This is a genomic window from Serpentinicella alkaliphila, from assembly GCF_018141405.1.
Lineage (GTDB): Bacteria > Bacillota > Clostridia > Peptostreptococcales > Natronincolaceae > Serpentinicella > Serpentinicella alkaliphila.
Window position 1 is genome coordinate 2533716 of record NZ_CP058648.1, and the last position, 18722, is coordinate 2552437.

Here is an 18722-nt window from a genome sequence, read left to right on the forward strand (position 1 = left end):
GTGAATTTAACTATAACGCTTCATTTACAGATGAGGCTTTAGAGGACATAAAGATTGTTTTAAATAGCGAAAGTAGGTCTTATTATCTATTTGGGGAACCGAAAATTGAAGAAAGGCTATATGCTATAAATATTCCAACAGGGAATAGCCAAGGGTTTACTTTTTAGTCACTTCTAACTTTATTCAAGAGTCTTATGGAAGATTTATAGGATATATAAGTATACTGATACAAACAACGGTGAAATTAAGTGGATTGGGTATAATAATCATAAACTAGGAGAAACCCTGTTAAAATTAAGATTAAAATAATTAGGCTAATAAAAAATACCTTCGTAGAGAAACATAATTGAGAGGTGTTTCTATGGAAAATGGAGTAGTAGAAAATAAGAATAAAATTAGATTCAATATTTTATTATTTATCGTACTTAGCTATATTTTGAGTTGGTCATATTTCATTCTAAAAATATTAGTTGAAAATAACTATATAAATTTAAATATACCCCCGACGATTGAAGTTTTAGGGGGTTTTGGTCCTGCACTGGCAGCTATAGTAGTTACATTTGTATTTGATGGATTATCAGGACTAAATGAGTTGAGCAGAAGACTTTTCATTTGGAAGTTTGAGTTAAAGTGGTATGTTATTGCACTTTTTTTACAACCTCTAATATGGCTATGTGCGATATATATTAATACTTCCTTCGGTGGACAACACCCAATATTTAATGATTATTATATAAGCAAGTATATAAATTTTTCAAACATAATTAGTCCTATTTATCTATTAATTATTCTAACATTAGCTTTATTTATTCAGTTTATATTTTTACTAGGTGAAGAAATTGGATGGCGTGGATTTTTACTTCCAAAATTACTCACTATATGTAATTGGTTAATTTCAAGTATTATTGTAGGTATTGCGTGGGCAATCTGGCATATCCCACTATTTCTAATTTCTAATACTACTCAATCTAATATATCATTTTCTTTATATTTTATAGATTTGATTGCTTCTACTTTTATATTTACTTGGATCTTCTTTCATACTAAAGGGAGTGTATTAATAGCAGGTATGTTTCATACAAGTATAAATTTCTCAACTGGCTTTTTTCCAATACTGCCTCAAATAGCTGGTAGTAGTGGCCCTTACATAATAGGGATAGTAATAAAATCTTTAATAGTTTCTACAATTATTGTAAAACATAAGTCAAGTATTAATGTTACATTTACTGGTAAAGAAGGTTTAAGTATTTCTAGAATTGGGAATGCATTCAGTATAGTATTAGGTTTCTTTGAGAGAATAGTAGAAAACATATATAAGGATAGTTAGACTAGATAAAAAAATAACAAAGAGTAATAAAAAATTAACAAACTAGAAGGATTCCTTTTATGTATAGAGAATATTATACATTACGGGTTAATAAAATTGACTATTAGGGGGGATGGACATGAAAATAAGAGGTTGGATATTAATATTTACTATCACTATTTTTTCTGTATCAGTATTTAGTTATGTTAATAGAGTGTATATGGTCCCATATTCTATCGCTGAAAGCTTTATAGGTGAAGCTAGAGAAAATAACATTAATTCAAACTTATTTCTAGGTAATGAACAAAATCTTCAAGGTTTTATTTCGTTTATAAATAGAGATGAGGTTAATTCATGGACCATAACAAAACCATCTATCGAAGATAAAATAAAATGCTTTGGTAGGGAAGAGTTAAAGTTAGATGTTTATACTTATGATAATAATGGAAATGAGAATGGATATGTACCGATCGAACTTGCAAAAGTGCAAGACGAATGGAGAGTTATAGTTCTTAACTAATATCATTGTCCATTGATAAAAAACACAAATATTTATAATATATAAATTTATAGAAAAGGCAAGTTATACTAGATAATTTGCCTTTTTTAAATTTATCATAGAAGTTAACTCAATAGTAAATTTCAATATTAAGTTCTTAATGAATAGAGATAAATATTAAAATTGACAGAAAAGCTTAACATATAGTTATGTGGCATAGAAATGCGAATAGAAAATTAATAGCTAATTAGAGTTCTAATCCTATTACATGCCCGGCTATCATTTCAAAATAAATGCCATTTTCATCTCTGCTAATTTCTTCCATTCCAACCTTATTCAATATGCGGATAGAAGCATAGTTGTCTACTAATACACCGCTTGCACATATTTTTTTTACATTATTCTGAGCTTTTGCCCAGTCGATTAATGCTTTAGCTGATTCATATCCGTATCTTTTATTTCTTTCACTATAAACTATACCATAACCAATTTCTATTCTACCATCTGCGTCTGGGGGACCTGTAAATCCAGCATTTCCTATGACTACCTTACCATCTTTTTTTGCAATTAACCAAATCTCATATCCAGAGGGTTCTTGTTTTTTCTTCATGGATATAGAGAGAAATTTCATAATATCATAAGTATCTGGGCGTGGCCATTCTTCTCCACATTTTAACCCGAAATTTGTCAACTCCCTATTATCCCCATTTACTAAGCCACAAATCATATTATAACTCATTGGAAGCAAAATTAGCCTTTCTGTCTCCACAGGTTGTAAATTTATTGTACTCACCCCTTTTTTTATTCTTTACATGAAATTATATCATTGTATATAAGCATCTAAAACCATAAAAGAGAAATTAAGTATGGTGAACTTCTCTGTAAACTAACAATAAGCATAATGGACCAGTAAGTTTCACTTATGGATGTTGAACTATTAAAAAAATAAAAATTATTATTTTATTTATATGTTGACTAAATTTAAATTATTGGTATATAATAATAGTGTACTAATGAACTGGTGCACTACTTATATATAACAAAGTGAGGTGAGTAAAATGGAGTTTAACAACTCTAAACCTATATACTTACAGATAATTGATGAAGTAAAGAAGCAGCTTATTCGTGGAGAATTAAAAATTGGTGATAAGATAATCTCACAAAGAGAGTATGCGCAAAAAATGAAAGTAAACCCAAATACTGTGCAAAGAGCATATAGGGAGATGGAAATAATGAATTTAGTGGAGACTTTAAGGGGTCAAGGGACATTTATTTGTAACCGCCCTGAAATGTTAGAAGAGATAAAAGAAGAGATGGCTGAAAAAATTATGAGAAGTTTTTTAATGGAAATGAAATCTATAGGATATAGCGATGAAAAGACTATAAATTTAATAAAGCAGTGGCAAATAAAAATAAATGAGGAGGGGCTTAAATGATTGAATTTAAGGGCGTAACGAAAAAATTTGGAAATGTAAAAGCTTTAGATAATATTACTGTTACCTATCCAGAAGGTAAAATTATAGGATTATTAGGGCCTAACGGTTCTGGTAAATCTACTACACTAAAAATGATTGCATCATTAAATAAACCTGACACAGGTGAAGTTCTTATTAATGGTAAAAATCCATCAATAGAGACAAGAAAACAAATTGCATATCTTCCAGAAATAGACTATCTATATTCTTGGATGACAGTTAGAGATGCGAATAACTTTATGAAAGGTTTCTATGATGATTGGAATGAGGATAAGAACTTAAAACTAATGAAATTTCTACAATTGGAGCCCAATATGATTATTAAGAAGATCTCAAAGGGTATGAGAGCTAAGGTAAAGCTATTACTAGCATTTTCAAGGGACGCTAAGATTGTACTATTAGATGAGCCTCTCTCTGGTATTGATATATTGACTAGAGAACAAATAATTGAAACAATAATTTCTGACTATAGTGCAGGGGAACAAACTATTATAATCTCTACCCATGAAATTCAGGAAATAGAAGGGTTAGTTGACGATGTGGTATTTTTAAAAAATGGAAATGTTATATTACAGGGAGATGCTGAGTCCTTAAGAAATGAAAGAACAATGTCTCTTGTGGAATTAATGAAAGGGGTGTACCAACATGGAGATTTCTAAAGGTAGAATGTTCCGAACTTTATTTAAAAAGGATTTGATGCTTGCTAAAAATGAAAGTCTAATAATTTTAGGTATAATAGCACTTGGAAATCTCTTTTTATATTACAAAGCACAAACGAGCTGGCCATTAGAGGTATCCTTAGGATTTAGCTGGGTACTATTAATGTTTATACCCCTAAGTATTTTTATAAGGGCCTTTTCCAGTATAAGTAGCGAATGGAAGGAGAATACTGTTTATTTAATGATGTCTTTGCCAGTCTCAGGAATGTTAGTGCTTTTATCAAAGCTTCTATCACTAATAACTAGACTTATACTACTATTAATAGTTGCTACACCCTTTACAGCTATACTATTTTTTAGACTACCGATGCTTAGAATGATGGATTTAAATATTAACGCTCAATTTGTAAAAATTGCATTTATGTACGCTACTCTAATTATTTTAGGCTATATTATGTATCTCATAATAGCAATTTTTAGCGTTCATATTGGTAAGATAGTTAAGAAATTTTCTGGAGTAGTAACTTTCTTAGCCTTTATAGTCACTAATTATGTGGTTTCAAAGATACTTGAAATATCATTTAATGCCCTTAGTAATGGAGTTGTAAGAGTAGAGCAACCGGGTATTCAAATTAATCATATTTCGTCCTTTGAGTTTTTAACTGCTTCAACTGTTATATTATTAATTTCATGTGTAATATTTTATATAACATCAGTTATATATGAACGAAAAGTAGAATTATAGTTATACAAGGCCATTTTAATCAGATGGTCTTTTTTTATTTTAACAACTCTTTATTAAATTGAATATTATGTAGTATTAATTTAATAAAGGGAGTGTGATATCAATGACCATACAATATAGTAAAGTCTATACAGTTAAATCAGGAGATTCAATATATTCAATTGCTCAGGAACATTATACAACAATTGATAAATTAATGATAATTAATATGCTTGAGAGCCCGATTTTGACTCTAGGGCAACAACTTTATATTCCAATTCAGAAGATGACAGGAATAAATGTTTACACAGATAATAAGTTTGAAGAAATTAATACTAATCAAATGGCATATAGGCCAGTGACAGCCTACACAGCCACAAGACCCATTATTGTAAATGGAGTGGATATTAATACAGGCCTATATCCTGTTCTAAATTATCAACCTCAAGGTGCAGAGTTTCCATACATATACGTACCAATAGCAGAATTTAGAAGGGTTGGTGCTATGGTACGTTGGGATGAGGCTAGGCAAATAATGTTTGTAACAACAGATTACGCCCAAAGGCAAGAAAGAGTAAGAACCTTAGAGGCAGAGAATGCATATTTGAAACTCTTATTAGGAGGTGCAGGGACATCTAGTATAACAGGTGTATTTGATGAGACTAATAATGAAGTTGAACATAATTATAAAATTGAAATTAGTCAATCTAGACAATATGTTCCAGTGATAGCATATACAGCAACCAGACCAATATTAGTTAACGGTGTGGATATAAACACTGGGTTGTATCATGTACTAAATTTTCAGCCCCCAGGTGCAGAGTATCCATTTATATATGTACCTATAGCTGAGTTTAGAAGAGTTGGAGCAAGAGTAGTTTGGGATGATACAGCTCAAATAATGATTGTAACCACAGACTACTATATATTAGGAGAAAGAATAATTCATTTGGAAGCTGAAAACTTGGAGCTAAGAAGACAACTAGAGGGTACAACGCCCGGTGCTAGGGGCAATATTCCGGATAATATTAGGAATGGCGGCTTTACAGCACAACAAGGGAATTGGGTTTATTATGGGAGACACCGTATCGTAATTCAATTAATAAGGGACTTAACAAGAAATACATTGGATAATAATATAGAGCAAAAATTAGGTGAAGATGACCCATCTTATATTAATGTATTAGGAGAGTGGGTTTATTATAGACATGGAATGGATAATGGAAGATTGTATAGAAGAAGTATTACAGGTTTAAATCCAACACCACTTACGAATGAGCCGGTTTTTAACGTATTAGTTGTGAATGGATGGATCTACTACTTAAACGTCAATGATAACTTCACATTATATAGAATAAGGATAGATGGAACGGGTAGAATGAAAATCAATAATGATTACTCTGGTTCAGTGAATGTAGTAGGAGAGTGGATATATTATTCAAATATTGACGATCAAGGCAGAATGTATAAAATTAGAGTTGATGGCACAGGTAGACAGAAAATTAGTGATTTTTCAGCCTTTAAGTTATCCGTACATGGAAACTGGATGTACTATAGGAGGGCTGATGATGAAATGCTTTATAGATCCTCCATAGATGGAACAAATGCAATAAGGCTATCTAATGATTTGATATACGAATTTGTCGTATTTGGAGATTATATTTATTATCTAATACAAAACCCACCGGGTGGTGATTTGTATAGGATGAAGCTTGATGGTTCTGAAAAGACCTATATGAGATTGCCAGATAATATCACTCAATTAAATATTCATCCGGGTTGGATTTATTGGATTTCTGGGTCCGGAACTATTTATAAAACTCCAATCGGAGGTGGCGGTAGCGTATCCTTATATAGACCTTAGAGCTACGTTAGTAATTATTAATTAAAAGTAGGTTATAGTTATACAAGTTCTAGTAAATGGAGTAAATATTAATGATGGGTTGTACCCAGTTTTGAATTTTCAACCAACAGGTGCAGAATTTCCATTCCTATATGTTCCTATTGCAGAATTTAGAAGAGTAGGAGCTAGAGTAGTTTGGGATGATGCAGCTCAAATAATGTATGTAACGACGGACTATTTTACTATAGGAGAACGAATAGCACAATTACAAGCGGAAAATGAACTATTAAAAAGGCGATTAGAAGAGCAGACACCTGTAGGTAGAGGTAACACAACTGAAAATATAAGAAGTGGTGGATTTACAGCACAACAAGGGAATTATGTATACTTTGGAAGACATAGACCTGGCAATCCTCTAATAAGAGACCTAACTAGAACTACCTTGGATAGATCTGTTATTGAAAGGTTAGGAGAAGATGACCCTAGCTATATAAATGTTTTAGGGGATTGGGTATATTATAGGCACGGATTAGATAATGGAAGATTATATAGAAGGAGAACTGATGGTCTTAATCCAACGCCACCAACTAGCGAAAACGTTGGATTTATATTAGTTGTAAATGAATGGATATATTATCAAAATGTTAACGATAACTATTCCTTATATAGAATTAGACTTAGATGGTTCAGGTAGAATGAAATTAAACAATGATCACTCATCATCAATAAATGTAGTTGGAGATTGGGTGTACTATTCAAATATAAGTGATCAAGCTCGGGCATACAGGTTAAGAATTGACGGTACAGATAGACAGAGAGTTACTGAGTTTCCTACACTTATGTTATCAGTTCATGGGAATTGGATGCACTACAAAAATCCTTTAGATGAAATGATTTATAGAGCAACAATAACTGGAACTAATCCAACTAGGCTATCTAATGATTTAGTTTATGAATTAAACGTCTTTGGAGACTTTATATATTATACAGTACAAAGTCCTCCGGGTGGAGACTTATATAGAATGAGGCTAGATGGAACAGAAAGAACGGGAATGAATGTATTTCATGTTACACAGCTCAATGTACATCCAGGATGGATATATTGGATTACTATAGAACGTTTTATAAATAGAATGCCAATAGGCGGAGGTTCCAGAGAAGTTCTCTATATGCTTTAAATAATGTTAGCTGAATCGATTTTAAAATAATTACTAAAAATATGTTTAATATTACAATAATTGGTTATTTATCTAATAGATATATATAACCCCCCAACCCCCCCATTCAATTGATAAGCATATTGCTTATCAATTCTTTTGTGTGCGCCCAGCATGGGCGTGAACTTGCTGGTGAAAGTCCAGTACGGGGGCTGGTAGTGCCAACCGTTAGCCAAGAGCAAGGGTGTCCATCGTGAGGTGGAATCTGAAGGAAGCTGGAGGCAAAGCACCGAACCGAGGTACACGAATCACATTCGAGGCTCATTCGAGTGGATGAGGTTGCGCAACAAACCAAAGTCCAATAACTACCCGAAACTTGAAGAGTAAATGTGGCGGTTACATGGTGTGAAAGTGCACGCTCTTACCTGGGGAGGTCTCATGGACATGTGAAGATGAAATTCGAAACATGGTTGAAACAAGATTTATCATGAGAAGTCAGCAGAGGTCATATTAGCTAAAGGGTCATGAACCTTTAAGTGAAGGACTGAACGTTAGGAGGTTTTCAACTTTGAAAGACTTAGAACAATCACAGAGAAAGCAGACAACTAAATATATAGGTCGCCTTGAGCAAGTAGAAGTGGAACTTCGAGGTAATCAAGGGGCGCTGAGTGATGTCCTTGGAAACTCAAAGAGAGAAAGAGAAAACGATGGATTAGTTGATACTAGTGACCTACTCGATAGAATTCTAGCCAGAGATAATATGTTAATGGCTATGAAACGAGTAATTGCCAATAAAGGAAGTCATGGTGTTGACGGCATGAGATACGATGAACTTCGTGGATTTGTCGTCAATCATTGGCTGAATATAAAGACAAGGTTACTAGAAGGAAAGTATATTCCCTCCCCCGTTAGGAGAGTAGAAATACCGAAACCTGATGGAGGAACAAGATTACTAGGGATACCTACGGTGCTAGACCGAATGATACAACAGGCGATAGTGTTGTTCTTCAAATTAAATGCGGTTAACTTCTTCGTTTTATTTAATGTTTACTTTAAGACCAATCTTTACATTATTCAACGTACTTAATGGAACATAATCACAATAAATAAGGTTAAGTTATATGTTATTTCGCTTAAATCCATGAACATCTTTAAAGACATCCATGGATTTATTATTATCCTAATTCAATTTCATTTACTGCAAGCATTACTATGTCAGAATCTACTATATTGGCATTTTTGCTATTAGCAATAATAAGACTTGAATTGCATATCTTATTAATAAGTCTTGGTATACCATTTGATGCATTTATTATAGCTTCTAGTGCATTGGCGTTAAAGATTTCCAAAGTAGATTTTGCACCCGAAAGTTTTCCTTTTATATAAGAAAGTGATTCTTCTCTGCTGAGACTATCGAGATTATAGTTCATAGTAACTCTTTGTCTTAATGGTTCATTAGCAACTAATCTTAAAGTATTATTAAGCTGAGGCAAGCCTACAAGAATAACTACGGCTCTATCTTTTGAATCCATATCAAAATTAAAAAGCATTTTAAGGTCATTAAGTACAGCATTGTTGATGTAGTTAGCTTCATCTATTATTATTACTGGGGTTATACGTTTCTCAATGGAATACCTGTTTATTTCTGCTTGTATATTTTTAAAGTTGTCTGTTTTTTTATGCATTGGCTCAAGGCCTAGTTCTGATGACAGATGTTTGTAGAACTCACTCACTGTAAGTGTTGACAGTGAAGTATATATAACCTTGTATAAAGAGTTATTAAGCCCATTAACCTTGACTCCTAATTGCCGTAGTCTTACCCCGTCCTGGACCACCTGTAATTACTCCGAAACCTTTATTGTTTAAAAGATAATTAAGCCTGTAGATTATTTCATTGTATTCAGATGTCTCCACTACGATATCTTTTGTGTTCTTTATGAATGGGTTAAAGTCAAGCCCATATCTGCTAATGTAATCGATCATTTTAATATTTGCCTCCCGTAAATTTTACTTTTTCTCTTTTTATCAGTGAATTTTCCTGCTTATTTAACAGTTTTATAGCCGTAAGTTCACCGGTATGCTTGTCAACTACATAGATTTTACTAAGGTCAGGTGAATACCTTAAGGTAACTTTCTGTTTTGAATAACGATAAGACTTCATACTCAATTTCATCTATCATTACTACGTTATCGGCAGATACACGCCTCTCGTACTCAAGAAGAAATGTTGTTTCAATCAACTCTTCAGGTAATCTTTTTATAAGATATGATTCATTAAAGAACCTATCTTGGGGGCACAACCCGTTAAGAGAACTATGTATGCTCTGATTATAATGATTAACATAGTTTAGTAAGGCTTCACGAAGTTCAAGCAATAGATGAGTAATCACTCATGTTTAGCCGAGACATCCATTGATCTTTCAATGTTTTAAACCACCTTTCTACTTTCGCTTTACTGGTTGGAGTGTATGGAGCACAGTAATTTATGGTTGAACCTATCCTTGCAACTAGAAGTTCCATCTGTTTATTTTTATAGCATGATCCATTATCAAAATTTAAAATCTTTGGTCTTCCAAATCTTGTGACAAATTTGTTTTCATGATAGACATAAGATTTATGAAGGTATCATTAAAAAAGATATCAATTCCAACAATATATCTTGAAGCATCATCAAGTAGTGCAATGATATAGGTGCGTTTTTTTGTTCCATCTATTTTAATATAAGGACCAACACTACTGTCGCCACACCATACTTCATTTATGTGGGCTCTTTCATATCGCCTCATATCTTTGTTACCTGTATATTTATTTTCAATTTTAATTTGATTTACAAATCTATTGATTGTGGAGAGAGATATATCACCTTTATTTATATGCCATTATCAATTAACTTCTGATGTATTAAAGTTGCAGGTATTCGTGGGTATTCCTTTTTAGAAAGCGAACCTGCTCCATTATATCTTCGTCAATTTTTCTGGGTGTCCGGTGTCACGCCTTCGTTGTGGAATAAGGGCATCAAAGCCACTTTGCCTATAACTGTAGTACCACCGTTCAAGAGTTGAGGCAGAAATTTTTGTATCTTCACCTCTTGGATTGGTATAGGTTTTTTTAGCCGTATCAGAAAAAAACTCTTTTATACTTTTATCTTCATCGTAGGTTCCACTTACTATTGGAGCGATGATCCCGTATCTAAAAAGCGCAATATTTCTTCTTGCTTCATCATTCATCTTTAAAATCCTCCTTCTATTTAAAGTATATTTAGAGTTTAGAATATAAAAAACAAATGGTAAAACAGGCTTATGTGGTTTTATGTAAATATAATATTTGGTATGCATTTAATCTGCATAAACTGCCGTTTGAATGTAGAAAGACAGTGTCTTATGATGGATACGATATCATCGGCAATAGAAAATCCGAAAGCAAAGAAGAGCTTCCTTCCAGTACCTTAAATACATACTGATAACATATCTGATGTTACTTTCATCTATATATTCATTGGTAGTCATAATGGATTCAAATGAATCATTGGAAATATATGCTCTTATAATTGATATATGGTCATTAAGAAGTATTTGGGAGTAAGGAACGATAAACTTAGGGAATATGGCATGCGTCTTGCCACGGCGTTTACATTTCATGCGCAAAATGGACAGTGTAATGAAACCTTCGGGTGTCTTAATAGAACGGTTATAGTAACCATGTTTAATAAAGGACCAGACAAGGTACAGGAGCAAGATAATTGGTAGAGGTTTATAGTATCAAGAAATTTATTATATGAAATTTGATTAAATGTATTGATTTTATCTGTAATTAGAGTTATCATAATATTGTTTTATGGGGACAGAAGTTGAATTGTGGTAGAGGAGACTTCTGTCTTTCTTTCTAAATAAATATAGACTGTAATAATAACATAAAAAGGATAACCATTAAATAGGTTGACAAGAATTTAGTCAACTACTTGATGTTTATCCTTTATTTATTTCAAATAGATTTTGTCAATTGAGTTGCACATAAAATGCCGTTCTATACGATAGCACAAGAGCTTAACAAAATCTACACGGTATGCTTGGTAGTGTGAGAGGTCGGTAGATAAAATAATTATCTACCTCCTACTCGATTATAAATACAATAATTAAATACCAAAATATTATGTGGACCTTATTAGCAATACTTCTATTCGGTTTAGTATTCCTAGTGTCAGTGGAATTTCAAAGTATTAAAAACTATATAAAGAAGATGTGTTAGTAATTAGATTTGTTGATAAATAATAAATAAACATTTAAAAATGGGTAAATTGAATAAAATAGCCGTAAAATGACTGACGGTTATTTTTAATTTATTACAATCTTTAAATTACATGAAAATATTGTAACTATAAATACTTCATATATAAAACTATAATTAAAACATAAATTCTCAGCTTAGGTGGTATTTTAATTAGTAGCATTGAATGGAAAATGAATCTAAAAGCTTTTGAAAGAAGGTAATGGTATGTTAAGAGGAAAGATGAACACAGTAAATACTCAAAAATTAAGAGACATTAAAAAAGCATTAAAAAAGGACTACATTACATTTGAATGGCAAACCCTTAGAGGAAATGTAAAAAGTCATATATATTAAATCAACTTAGAAAAGATTCAATTTAGGTTTTTTGTAGGGGTATTTATGTATTATAGGGTAGGTATGAGTGTAGCAGAATACTTTACAACAGAATTCAGTGCTAGGGCAATTATATTTACAGCTGTATATTCAATTGGAAGCATTCTATACTCCCTATATAAATGGAATAGAGTAAAGAATAAATATAAAAAATATAGAAGTGAAAGCTTAGCTTAAAGAGAGGTAGAAATCTGGAATTATGAAACTAGAACAACATATAGAAAAGCTAAAAATAAAGATGGAAAATGATAGGGAGCCATTTAAATATTTAAAAGCAGCCAAAAGATTAATGTATAAAATTAAAAAAAAGCTTAAATGGAATCCAATGGATCTAGGTCTAATTAATTTATGTGGAATATTAGCTATTGAAACTAATAATTTGGATTTAGCATATAAAATGTTTAAACAAGCTGTTTTTTTAAATCCTACTGTATATTCTCTAAATAATTTAGCCTATTTTTATTTATATGAATATGATGATTCACAAAAATCAGTTGAGCTACTAGAAAGATCAATAAATATGGAACCAACATCGGAACTTCCATATGCTCTTTTAGGACAAGCATATATTGATTTAAATAATTTTGAGAAGGCAGAATATTATTTAAAAAAGGCCGTACAAATTAATCCGACTCATATAATTCTAAATAATTTAGGAGTAGCTGCGTATAGATTAGGTAAAATAGAAGACTCGATAAATTGGTTTAAGGAGTCATTGAATTTGTTACAAGTAACTGAAACCCTAATAAGCTATGGCTTTGCCTTAGCTAGAAATGGAAGAAGGGACGATTCAGAGGAAGTAGCAGAGCAATTGTGTATTAAATTTAATGAATTTTTAGATTCAGGAAAACTTTATATTTTCTCTGAAGTGATGCCTGTAGAAATCGGGGAAATTTTTTATGAAAATATGAATTATGTTAAAGCTAATGACTGCTTTGAACGGGCTATGGAATATGGGGCAGGAGACTTTATAAGCTATTATCAATATTCTTTATTACAGGTTTCAAAAATCCAAAGGGCCGATGACATACTTAAACAATATATATTAGAAAAAGAAAAGGATATTGAAGAACTTAGGGAGTACGATTATTATTCTGAAAGAGAAACTAATGAATTAATTAGTAGCTATAGGGAAGAAATTGATAGTATATCGGATATATATGAAAAAATAAAAATTGGGTATAGGCCCTCAATTGAATTCATACCTCGAATCTTAGGTGGATGTTATTTGTTTGGTTGTATTAGACACAGAAATAAAATATGACTTTGAATTAAAAAAGACTAAAGGATTTAAATTAAATCTTCTAGTCTTTTAGTTTTACTAATATAGACCTTTATTTTTCTCAAGGTAGTTAATCAATTCATCTTCGGTTAAAGGATAACTAATATGATAACCTTGTGAGTAATCAATTTTAAGTTCCTTAACATATTGATGAACTTCTTCGCTATAAACGTACTCAGCAATAGTTTTAATATTTAATTGTTTAGTTAATTCAACAACTGATTTTATTATAGCCTGTCCATAGCTATCAGTTAGTATATTTCTAATTAGACTTCCATCAAGTTTTAGGTAGTTAATATTTAATCTAAGTATATTGTAATAATTTGAGTAACCTGACCCAAAATCATCAATGGCAATCATACTTCCTCTTTCGTTAATATCATTTATAAAACTTGAAATTAGCTCGTAATTAGTTATACTCTCAGATTCAGTCAACTCAAATTTGATTCTCTTATTTATATTTTCATCAGTTAGTGCATTTAATATAAACTCCCGAGTGTCCTCGTTAATAATATCTTCAAAGGATAAATTTATAGAGATATTACAATTATAAGTTTTTGCCACATTAATAGCCTTTGTTAATACGATTTTTGTAAGCTGATTATATAATCTAATCTGCTTAGAAATATTAATAAACTCGTTTGGAAAATATAATGTGCCATCTTCTTTTTTAATTCTAATCAAAGCCTCTAAATATTCGATTTTCCCACTAGTATTAGATACTATGGGTTGGAAATATAGCACTACATAATCATTAGTTATTGCTTTTTTTAATTCATTTAACCAAAATATTGATTCAGTATTCTTATGGGTTTCTATTGATTCGTCATACATTGTATAAATGGATTTATTAGTTTTTGTTACAGTTAAAGCTAAACCTGCATTTCTTATTAAATCTTTATTCCCATATTGTGAGGTTGCTATACCGGCAGAAACGTTATAGTAGATCTCTCTGTTATCATAGATAAATGGGTTATTTGTTAAATCATTTACTATTCTAGTTACTAGTTTATTATAATCAATTCTATTGTATTTGTTTGTTATAAGAAGGGCATATTCGTCTATCTGTATCTTGTATAGCCTAAAAAATTTGTTAATTACATATCGAGATAAAATTTTTGAAACCTCTAAAGAAATAAAATCCCCAGCCTCAACACCAAAACAATCATTGATCTGTCTAAAACCATCAACGTTAATAATTATTAAATAATAGTCTTCGTTTAAATTAATATCTTTAGATAGTTTTAGTTTGTTTGGTAGTTTAGTAGTTGTATCCTCATAGATATTTATGTATTTACCGAATATTTGGTGTCTAGCAATCCTAGAAGAAATCTCCTTCAGATCATTTATAAATTTAATAGAGTTAAAGCGTCCAGTCATTAGTTTTGAAATGCCACTATTGGCTAATGTAATGATTGATGATAAATCAATTTCATTAATAATTGCGTATATTTCCAAGTCATGTCTTAAATCCTTTATCATAGTAATTAAATTAAAATAGTCTTCTTTTTCATCAGCAGGAATATTTAATACGATTATGTTTAAAGAATTTATATGTTCCTTTAGAATTTTTAGTCCATCAATAATATTATTAGTAATTAATGTATTATCATATGTTTTTAATAGTATATTACTTATTTCACGTCTTACATCAATAGCGGATGATATTAAAAGAATATTAATGGAACCTTCTAGATACTCATTACTTTCCGTCATTGTTATACCTCCAGCAATTTTAGTCAAATTCACAGTAAACTAGTGTTTTATTTAAAAAAGCTAATTTACCTTTAGTGGTAGTAGAAATTTCTCCTATAGATAAAACTCCAATAACGTCATTTTTGGTTTGACTAGATATATTTAACAATTCAATATCAAAGTTTTTTTCTAAAAACAATGCTCTGGAGACACAATCAAATAGCAAACTATTACTCTTTCGGTTTTGTATACGAACCCGTTTTGAAATTTTTAGAAGACTTATGGCATCACCATTTAGAATATAAATAGTAGAGTTGTTTGGTATATCAGAAACACAAAGAATATCTTCGTCATCAACAATTTTCCAAGGGTCTCTCACAATTATATTTTCATCTTCATTTTCAATACCCAATGGAAAGGCCTTTGTAACATCAAAAAAATTATTCTCGTTTAATTTTAATCCTGTCTTTTCAAAAATAATTTCCTCATAGAATGAAAGGGCACTTTGCCAATTTATTTCTTTCAATATATTTAGCTGAGAGGATGTTACTAAGAAAGGCCCGTCCATCTTATCCCAACCATGATCTATAAATAACTCCACATCTGTTTCCAGTAGAATTACAAGAGCAGAGTTTTCATAGAACTTGCCTTTATGAAATATTGGTGGTAGATTATTAGGTTTTAGTGAACCAGCCCCACCACCAAAATATTTGATTGTGTCAGTATAATTAGTGAACAGTAGATTCAGGAAGTCCTTTATATTTGGAGATAGACCATCAACAAGTATTAAAGAGCTAATTTCTTTTTTATTGTAAACTGGAATCTCTACATTTTCTGAATCCATTGATAGAATTTCAGCAAATTCAATGTTATAAAAATATTTAACGATGAAGCCGCTATTATAATAATTGTCTTTATATATTACGCTTGGGAAAATACCACCCATATATTCAATTCCTAGACTATCTAAATATTGAAATAGATTAAATATTTCGGTATGTTGTGTATTTTCAGCTATTAAGATGAGTAGTTTACAATTAGCTGATATATCTTTTTCATTAATTTTGAAATCGGACATAGATTTATAATACATGATATATCCCCTTTAAAGTTATTAAAGTACATAATTTGTCGTTTTTTGAAACTTTTTTTAGATTAAGAATATTTTACCACTAATATCCAACTACTTCAAATAATTAATTTATTAACAACTAATAAAAAATTAATATTGCAATAGACTCATAGTCATATAATTTAAAAAGAAGGTATCCAATATGGGAGGAAGAATAGATGATTATTCTTTTTAGAAAAAAAGGTTAATTATATTTACTCTTTTGCTATTTGTAATTATAATTATAGTAATATTTCTCGGAATAAGACTATTTAACAATGAAACTAGTATTGTAATGGGTGGTTTCATAGAAAAGCAGTCTTTATTTGGCGCCTATAATGATGCAGAAGTATTTTCAACATTGAAAAACACTTCAAATACTAATGAAAAATATTTTCGTCCTTCAAAATTACCTTCTTTAAACGAGGGTAAGGTTACTTCAGAATTTTTCTTTGATTATTGGGATAAAAAACCAAAAGATATAGTTGTTCCAGAAATACTAATGTCAACGCCTAAAGCTATAATTACTAACTACTTTAATATAATAAAGCATGGTGAAAATTTAACAGAAGCTAAGTCTGGGGGATATTCAAAACTCCCTTTTTATATAACTTACAATTTTTTTCTCGAAAATATATGGAAAGTGTAAGTTTTGATGAGTATTTAAAATCCCATGAGGGTATAGGACATATTAATCTAATTAAATTACATAAGATTCCTATTGAATCAGAAAAACTCAACTATTTAAGATATTTTATAGAAATAGAAACAATAGAGGGGTCAAATAAAGGTCTTACTTATTTTGCTTACTACTATGGTTATGTATATTTAACTTTAGAAAAAAATGGTTATAAGATTGCATATATAAAGTACTTTGGTGAAGATTTTTTATGTGCGCCATATCATGGCTGGCAGCATTTAGCAGAGGCCAATGTTGACATAAGATATGGTAATTGGTGTGGATTAGTAAAGGAGCGTTATCCGACGGAACAGACGGGTATGTCAAAAAAATATATTTCAAAGGAACAGATGATAAGGTTTATTTAATTGTGTTTTTTGAATTAACAAATGGAACGGATATCGAAATAGCTCAGTACATAAAAGATAGTAGAGGAAATTGGAATATAATAAGGCTCGATCCGAATAATTGCATTGAAGATAGCATTAATTACTAGGAGAAGTGATACATATGAATAAAATGGATCTAATCAAATTAATCAATCAGTATTATCCAGACAGTGAAGATGAAATAAAAGATAAAAACAGTATAATTGAATTTCTAAGTAATAACGATATTTTTCTTGGTAAGGGTAATACATCAGGACATATAACAGGTTCCACATGGATAGTTGATAAGCATAAGAACAAGGTTTTATTAACACATCATAGAAAACTTGGAAAGTGGCTACAATTAGGTGGACATACGGAAGAGAATGAAAATATATTAGATTCAGCCCTTAGAGAAGCAATAGAAGAATCAGGGCTAACAAATTTAAAAGTCTTGTCTAGGGATATATTTGATGTTGATGTGCATTTGATTCCTAGAAGGAAGAATGAACTTGAACACTATCATTATGATATAAGATTCCTTATTGAAGCAGATGATACTGAGACTATAGTAATATCTAAGGAATCCATAAATTTAAAATGGTTGCCATTAAGTGAAATAGATTTGTATAGTAATGAACAATCTATCAAGAGAATGGTGAAAAAGACCACAGGTTTGATTAAAGAATAAAATGTGAGGTGGTGTTATAGATGATAAAATACACTGTAGACAGTGATATTGAGTTAAAGATTCTAGATAACACTCATGCAATAGAAATAGAGGCATTGGTTAACTCAGATAGGTCATATTTAAGAAAATGGCTTCCGTGGGTTGACAAAACTAAATCGGTAAAAGATATTGAGGCATTTATAGACAGTACTAAAAATCAGTTTGCGTCTAATAATGGATTTCAGACTAGCATATGGTATAAAGGAAATTTAGCAGGTGTAATTGGATTTCAAAGGATAGATTGGGTTAATAGATCAACTAATATTGGCTATTGGATTGGTAAAGACTATAATGGTAAGGGTATAATGACTAAATCTGTAAGTGTTTTTGTAGATTATGCCTTAATACATTTAAATTTAAATAGGGTAGAGATTAGATGCGCCGAGCAAAACTACAGAAGCAGGGCAATTCCTGAACGACTTGGATTTATGAAGGAAGGCTTTGTAAGAAATGCTGAATGGCTTAATGATCATTACGTAAGTCATATAATATATGGTATGTTGGCAACTGAATGGAGAAACATTAGAAATTAACT

25 protein-coding genes are annotated in these 18722 nt (G+C 30.9%); 16 read left to right on the plus strand and 9 right to left on the minus strand.

Annotation, left to right across the window (positions count from 1 at the left end; all coding sequences use genetic code 11):
• Positions 1–361: 361 nt before the first annotated feature.
• Entirely contained in the window at positions 362–1327 is a 966-nt protein-coding gene (locus HZR23_RS12880) for a CPBP family intramembrane glutamic endopeptidase (protein ID WP_132849783.1), read from the plus strand.
• A gap of 118 nt (positions 1328–1445) precedes the next feature.
• Positions 1446–1826: a hypothetical protein gene (locus HZR23_RS12885; protein WP_132849784.1), complete on the plus strand. Its 381-nt coding sequence runs from the start codon at positions 1446–1448 to the stop codon at positions 1824–1826.
• Between the two features lie 226 nt (positions 1827–2052).
• Here HZR23_RS12885 and HZR23_RS12890 read toward each other — a convergent pair whose 3' ends face one another.
• A complete protein-coding gene (locus tag HZR23_RS12890; RefSeq protein ID WP_132849785.1) occupies positions 2053–2598 on the minus strand; it encodes a GNAT family N-acetyltransferase in 546 nt (181 codons plus the stop codon).
• A 265-nt stretch (positions 2599–2863) separates the two neighbouring features.
• Between HZR23_RS12890 and HZR23_RS12895 the strand changes: the two genes are divergently transcribed.
• The 7 genes from HZR23_RS12895 (at position 2864) to HZR23_RS12925 (ending at position 8750) form a co-directional block, all read left to right on the plus strand.
• Positions 2864–3241, plus strand: a complete 378-nt coding sequence (locus HZR23_RS12895; protein WP_132849786.1) for a GntR family transcriptional regulator — start codon at positions 2864–2866, stop codon at positions 3239–3241.
• Positions 3238–3939 carry an ABC transporter ATP-binding protein gene (locus tag HZR23_RS12900; protein ID WP_132849787.1) on the plus strand — a complete coding sequence of 234 codons (702 nt, stop codon included), beginning with the start codon at positions 3238–3240 and terminating at the stop codon, positions 3937–3939. Before HZR23_RS12895 ends, HZR23_RS12900 begins: the two co-directional genes overlap by 4 nt.
• Entirely contained in the window at positions 3926–4684 is a 759-nt protein-coding gene (locus tag HZR23_RS12905; protein ID WP_132849788.1) for an ABC-2 transporter permease, read from the plus strand. The genes HZR23_RS12900 and HZR23_RS12905 overlap by 14 nt, the downstream gene beginning before the upstream one ends.
• 103 nt (positions 4685–4787) lie before the next feature.
• The gene (locus tag HZR23_RS12910) at positions 4788–6527 is read left to right on the plus strand and encodes a DUF5050 domain-containing protein (protein ID WP_132849789.1); all 1740 of its coding nucleotides are present in this window, start codon (positions 4788–4790) and stop codon (positions 6525–6527) included.
• 91 nt (positions 6528–6618) lie between these two features.
• Positions 6619–7200, plus strand: coding sequence for a DUF5050 domain-containing protein (locus HZR23_RS17615; RefSeq protein WP_132849790.1), 582 nt, complete (start codon positions 6619–6621; stop codon positions 7198–7200).
• Entirely contained in the window at positions 7148–7684 is a 537-nt protein-coding gene (locus HZR23_RS17620; protein WP_165913790.1) for a DUF5050 domain-containing protein, read from the plus strand. Before HZR23_RS17615 ends, HZR23_RS17620 begins: the two co-directional genes overlap by 53 nt.
• A 547-nt stretch (positions 7685–8231) precedes the next feature.
• Positions 8232–8750 carry a reverse transcriptase family protein gene (locus tag HZR23_RS12925; RefSeq protein WP_213050267.1) on the plus strand — a complete coding sequence of 173 codons (519 nt, stop codon included), beginning with the start codon at positions 8232–8234 and terminating at the stop codon, positions 8748–8750.
• A gap of 88 nt (positions 8751–8838) precedes the next feature.
• Here HZR23_RS12925 and HZR23_RS12930 read toward each other — a convergent pair whose 3' ends face one another.
• The 6 genes from HZR23_RS12930 to HZR23_RS18105 all read right to left on the minus strand — a co-directional run bounded on the left by HZR23_RS12930 (position 8839) and on the right by HZR23_RS18105 (position 11397).
• Positions 8839–9498: an ExeA family protein gene (locus HZR23_RS12930; protein WP_213050268.1), complete on the minus strand. Its 660-nt coding sequence runs from the start codon at positions 9496–9498 to the stop codon at positions 8839–8841.
• Entirely contained in the window at positions 9452–9646 is a 195-nt protein-coding gene (locus tag HZR23_RS12935; RefSeq protein ID WP_213050269.1) for a DEAD/DEAH box helicase family protein, read from the minus strand. Before HZR23_RS12935 ends, HZR23_RS12930 begins: the two co-directional genes overlap by 47 nt.
• 125 nt (positions 9647–9771) lie before the next feature.
• Positions 9772–10053: a hypothetical protein gene (locus HZR23_RS17270; protein ID WP_249536688.1), complete on the minus strand. Its 282-nt coding sequence runs from the start codon at positions 10051–10053 to the stop codon at positions 9772–9774.
• 165 nt (positions 10054–10218) lie between these two features.
• Entirely contained in the window at positions 10219–10449 is a 231-nt protein-coding gene (locus HZR23_RS17275) for a hypothetical protein (RefSeq protein ID WP_249536689.1), read from the minus strand.
• Between the two features lie 168 nt (positions 10450–10617).
• Complete coding sequence (locus HZR23_RS17280) at positions 10618–10890, minus strand: helix-turn-helix domain-containing protein (protein ID WP_249536690.1); 273 nt, start codon at positions 10888–10890, stop codon at positions 10618–10620.
• 168 nt (positions 10891–11058) lie between these two features.
• The gene (locus HZR23_RS18105) at positions 11059–11397 is read right to left on the minus strand and encodes a DUF6431 domain-containing protein (RefSeq protein ID WP_408641293.1); all 339 of its coding nucleotides are present in this window, start codon (positions 11395–11397) and stop codon (positions 11059–11061) included.
• 739 nt (positions 11398–12136) lie between these two features.
• Between HZR23_RS18105 and HZR23_RS12945 the strand changes: the two genes are divergently transcribed.
• Genes HZR23_RS12945 through HZR23_RS12955 form a run of 3 tightly spaced genes read left to right on the plus strand, consistent with a single transcriptional unit; the run spans position 12137 to position 13586 of the window.
• The gene (locus HZR23_RS12945; protein ID WP_165913775.1) at positions 12137–12283 is read left to right on the plus strand and encodes a hypothetical protein; all 147 of its coding nucleotides are present in this window, start codon (positions 12137–12139) and stop codon (positions 12281–12283) included.
• A 45-nt stretch (positions 12284–12328) separates the two neighbouring features.
• A complete protein-coding gene (locus HZR23_RS12950; protein ID WP_165913774.1) occupies positions 12329–12499 on the plus strand; it encodes a hypothetical protein in 171 nt (56 codons plus the stop codon).
• 22 nt (positions 12500–12521) lie between these two features.
• Positions 12522–13586, plus strand: coding sequence for a tetratricopeptide repeat protein (locus HZR23_RS12955; protein ID WP_132849582.1), 1065 nt, complete (start codon positions 12522–12524; stop codon positions 13584–13586).
• A 57-nt stretch (positions 13587–13643) separates the two neighbouring features.
• Here the strand turns inward: HZR23_RS12955 and HZR23_RS12960 are convergent, their stop codons facing one another.
• Together HZR23_RS12960 and HZR23_RS12965 are read right to left on the minus strand one after the other, a co-directional pair.
• On the minus strand, positions 13644–15320 hold the full coding sequence (locus HZR23_RS12960; protein ID WP_132849581.1) for an EAL domain-containing protein: 1677 nt from the start codon (positions 15318–15320) through the stop codon (positions 13644–13646).
• Between the two features lie 19 nt (positions 15321–15339).
• On the minus strand, positions 15340–16392 hold the full coding sequence (locus HZR23_RS12965) for an FIST signal transduction protein (protein WP_132849580.1): 1053 nt from the start codon (positions 16390–16392) through the stop codon (positions 15340–15342).
• A 241-nt stretch (positions 16393–16633) separates the two neighbouring features.
• Between HZR23_RS12965 and HZR23_RS12970 the strand changes: the two genes are divergently transcribed.
• From HZR23_RS12970 to HZR23_RS12985, 4 genes are all read left to right on the plus strand, one after another.
• Positions 16634–17059 (plus strand): hypothetical protein, encoded by a 426-nt coding sequence (locus HZR23_RS12970; protein ID WP_132849579.1) that lies wholly within the window; start codon positions 16634–16636, stop codon positions 17057–17059.
• Entirely contained in the window at positions 17047–17457 is a 411-nt protein-coding gene (locus HZR23_RS12975) for a hypothetical protein (protein WP_132849578.1), read from the plus strand. Before HZR23_RS12970 ends, HZR23_RS12975 begins: the two co-directional genes overlap by 13 nt.
• A gap of 142 nt (positions 17458–17599) precedes the next feature.
• Complete coding sequence (locus tag HZR23_RS12980; protein WP_132849577.1) at positions 17600–18148, plus strand: NUDIX hydrolase; 549 nt, start codon at positions 17600–17602, stop codon at positions 18146–18148.
• A gap of 20 nt (positions 18149–18168) precedes the next feature.
• Entirely contained in the window at positions 18169–18720 is a 552-nt protein-coding gene (locus HZR23_RS12985; protein WP_132849576.1) for a GNAT family N-acetyltransferase, read from the plus strand.
• The last annotated feature ends 2 nt before the right edge of the window (positions 18721–18722 follow it).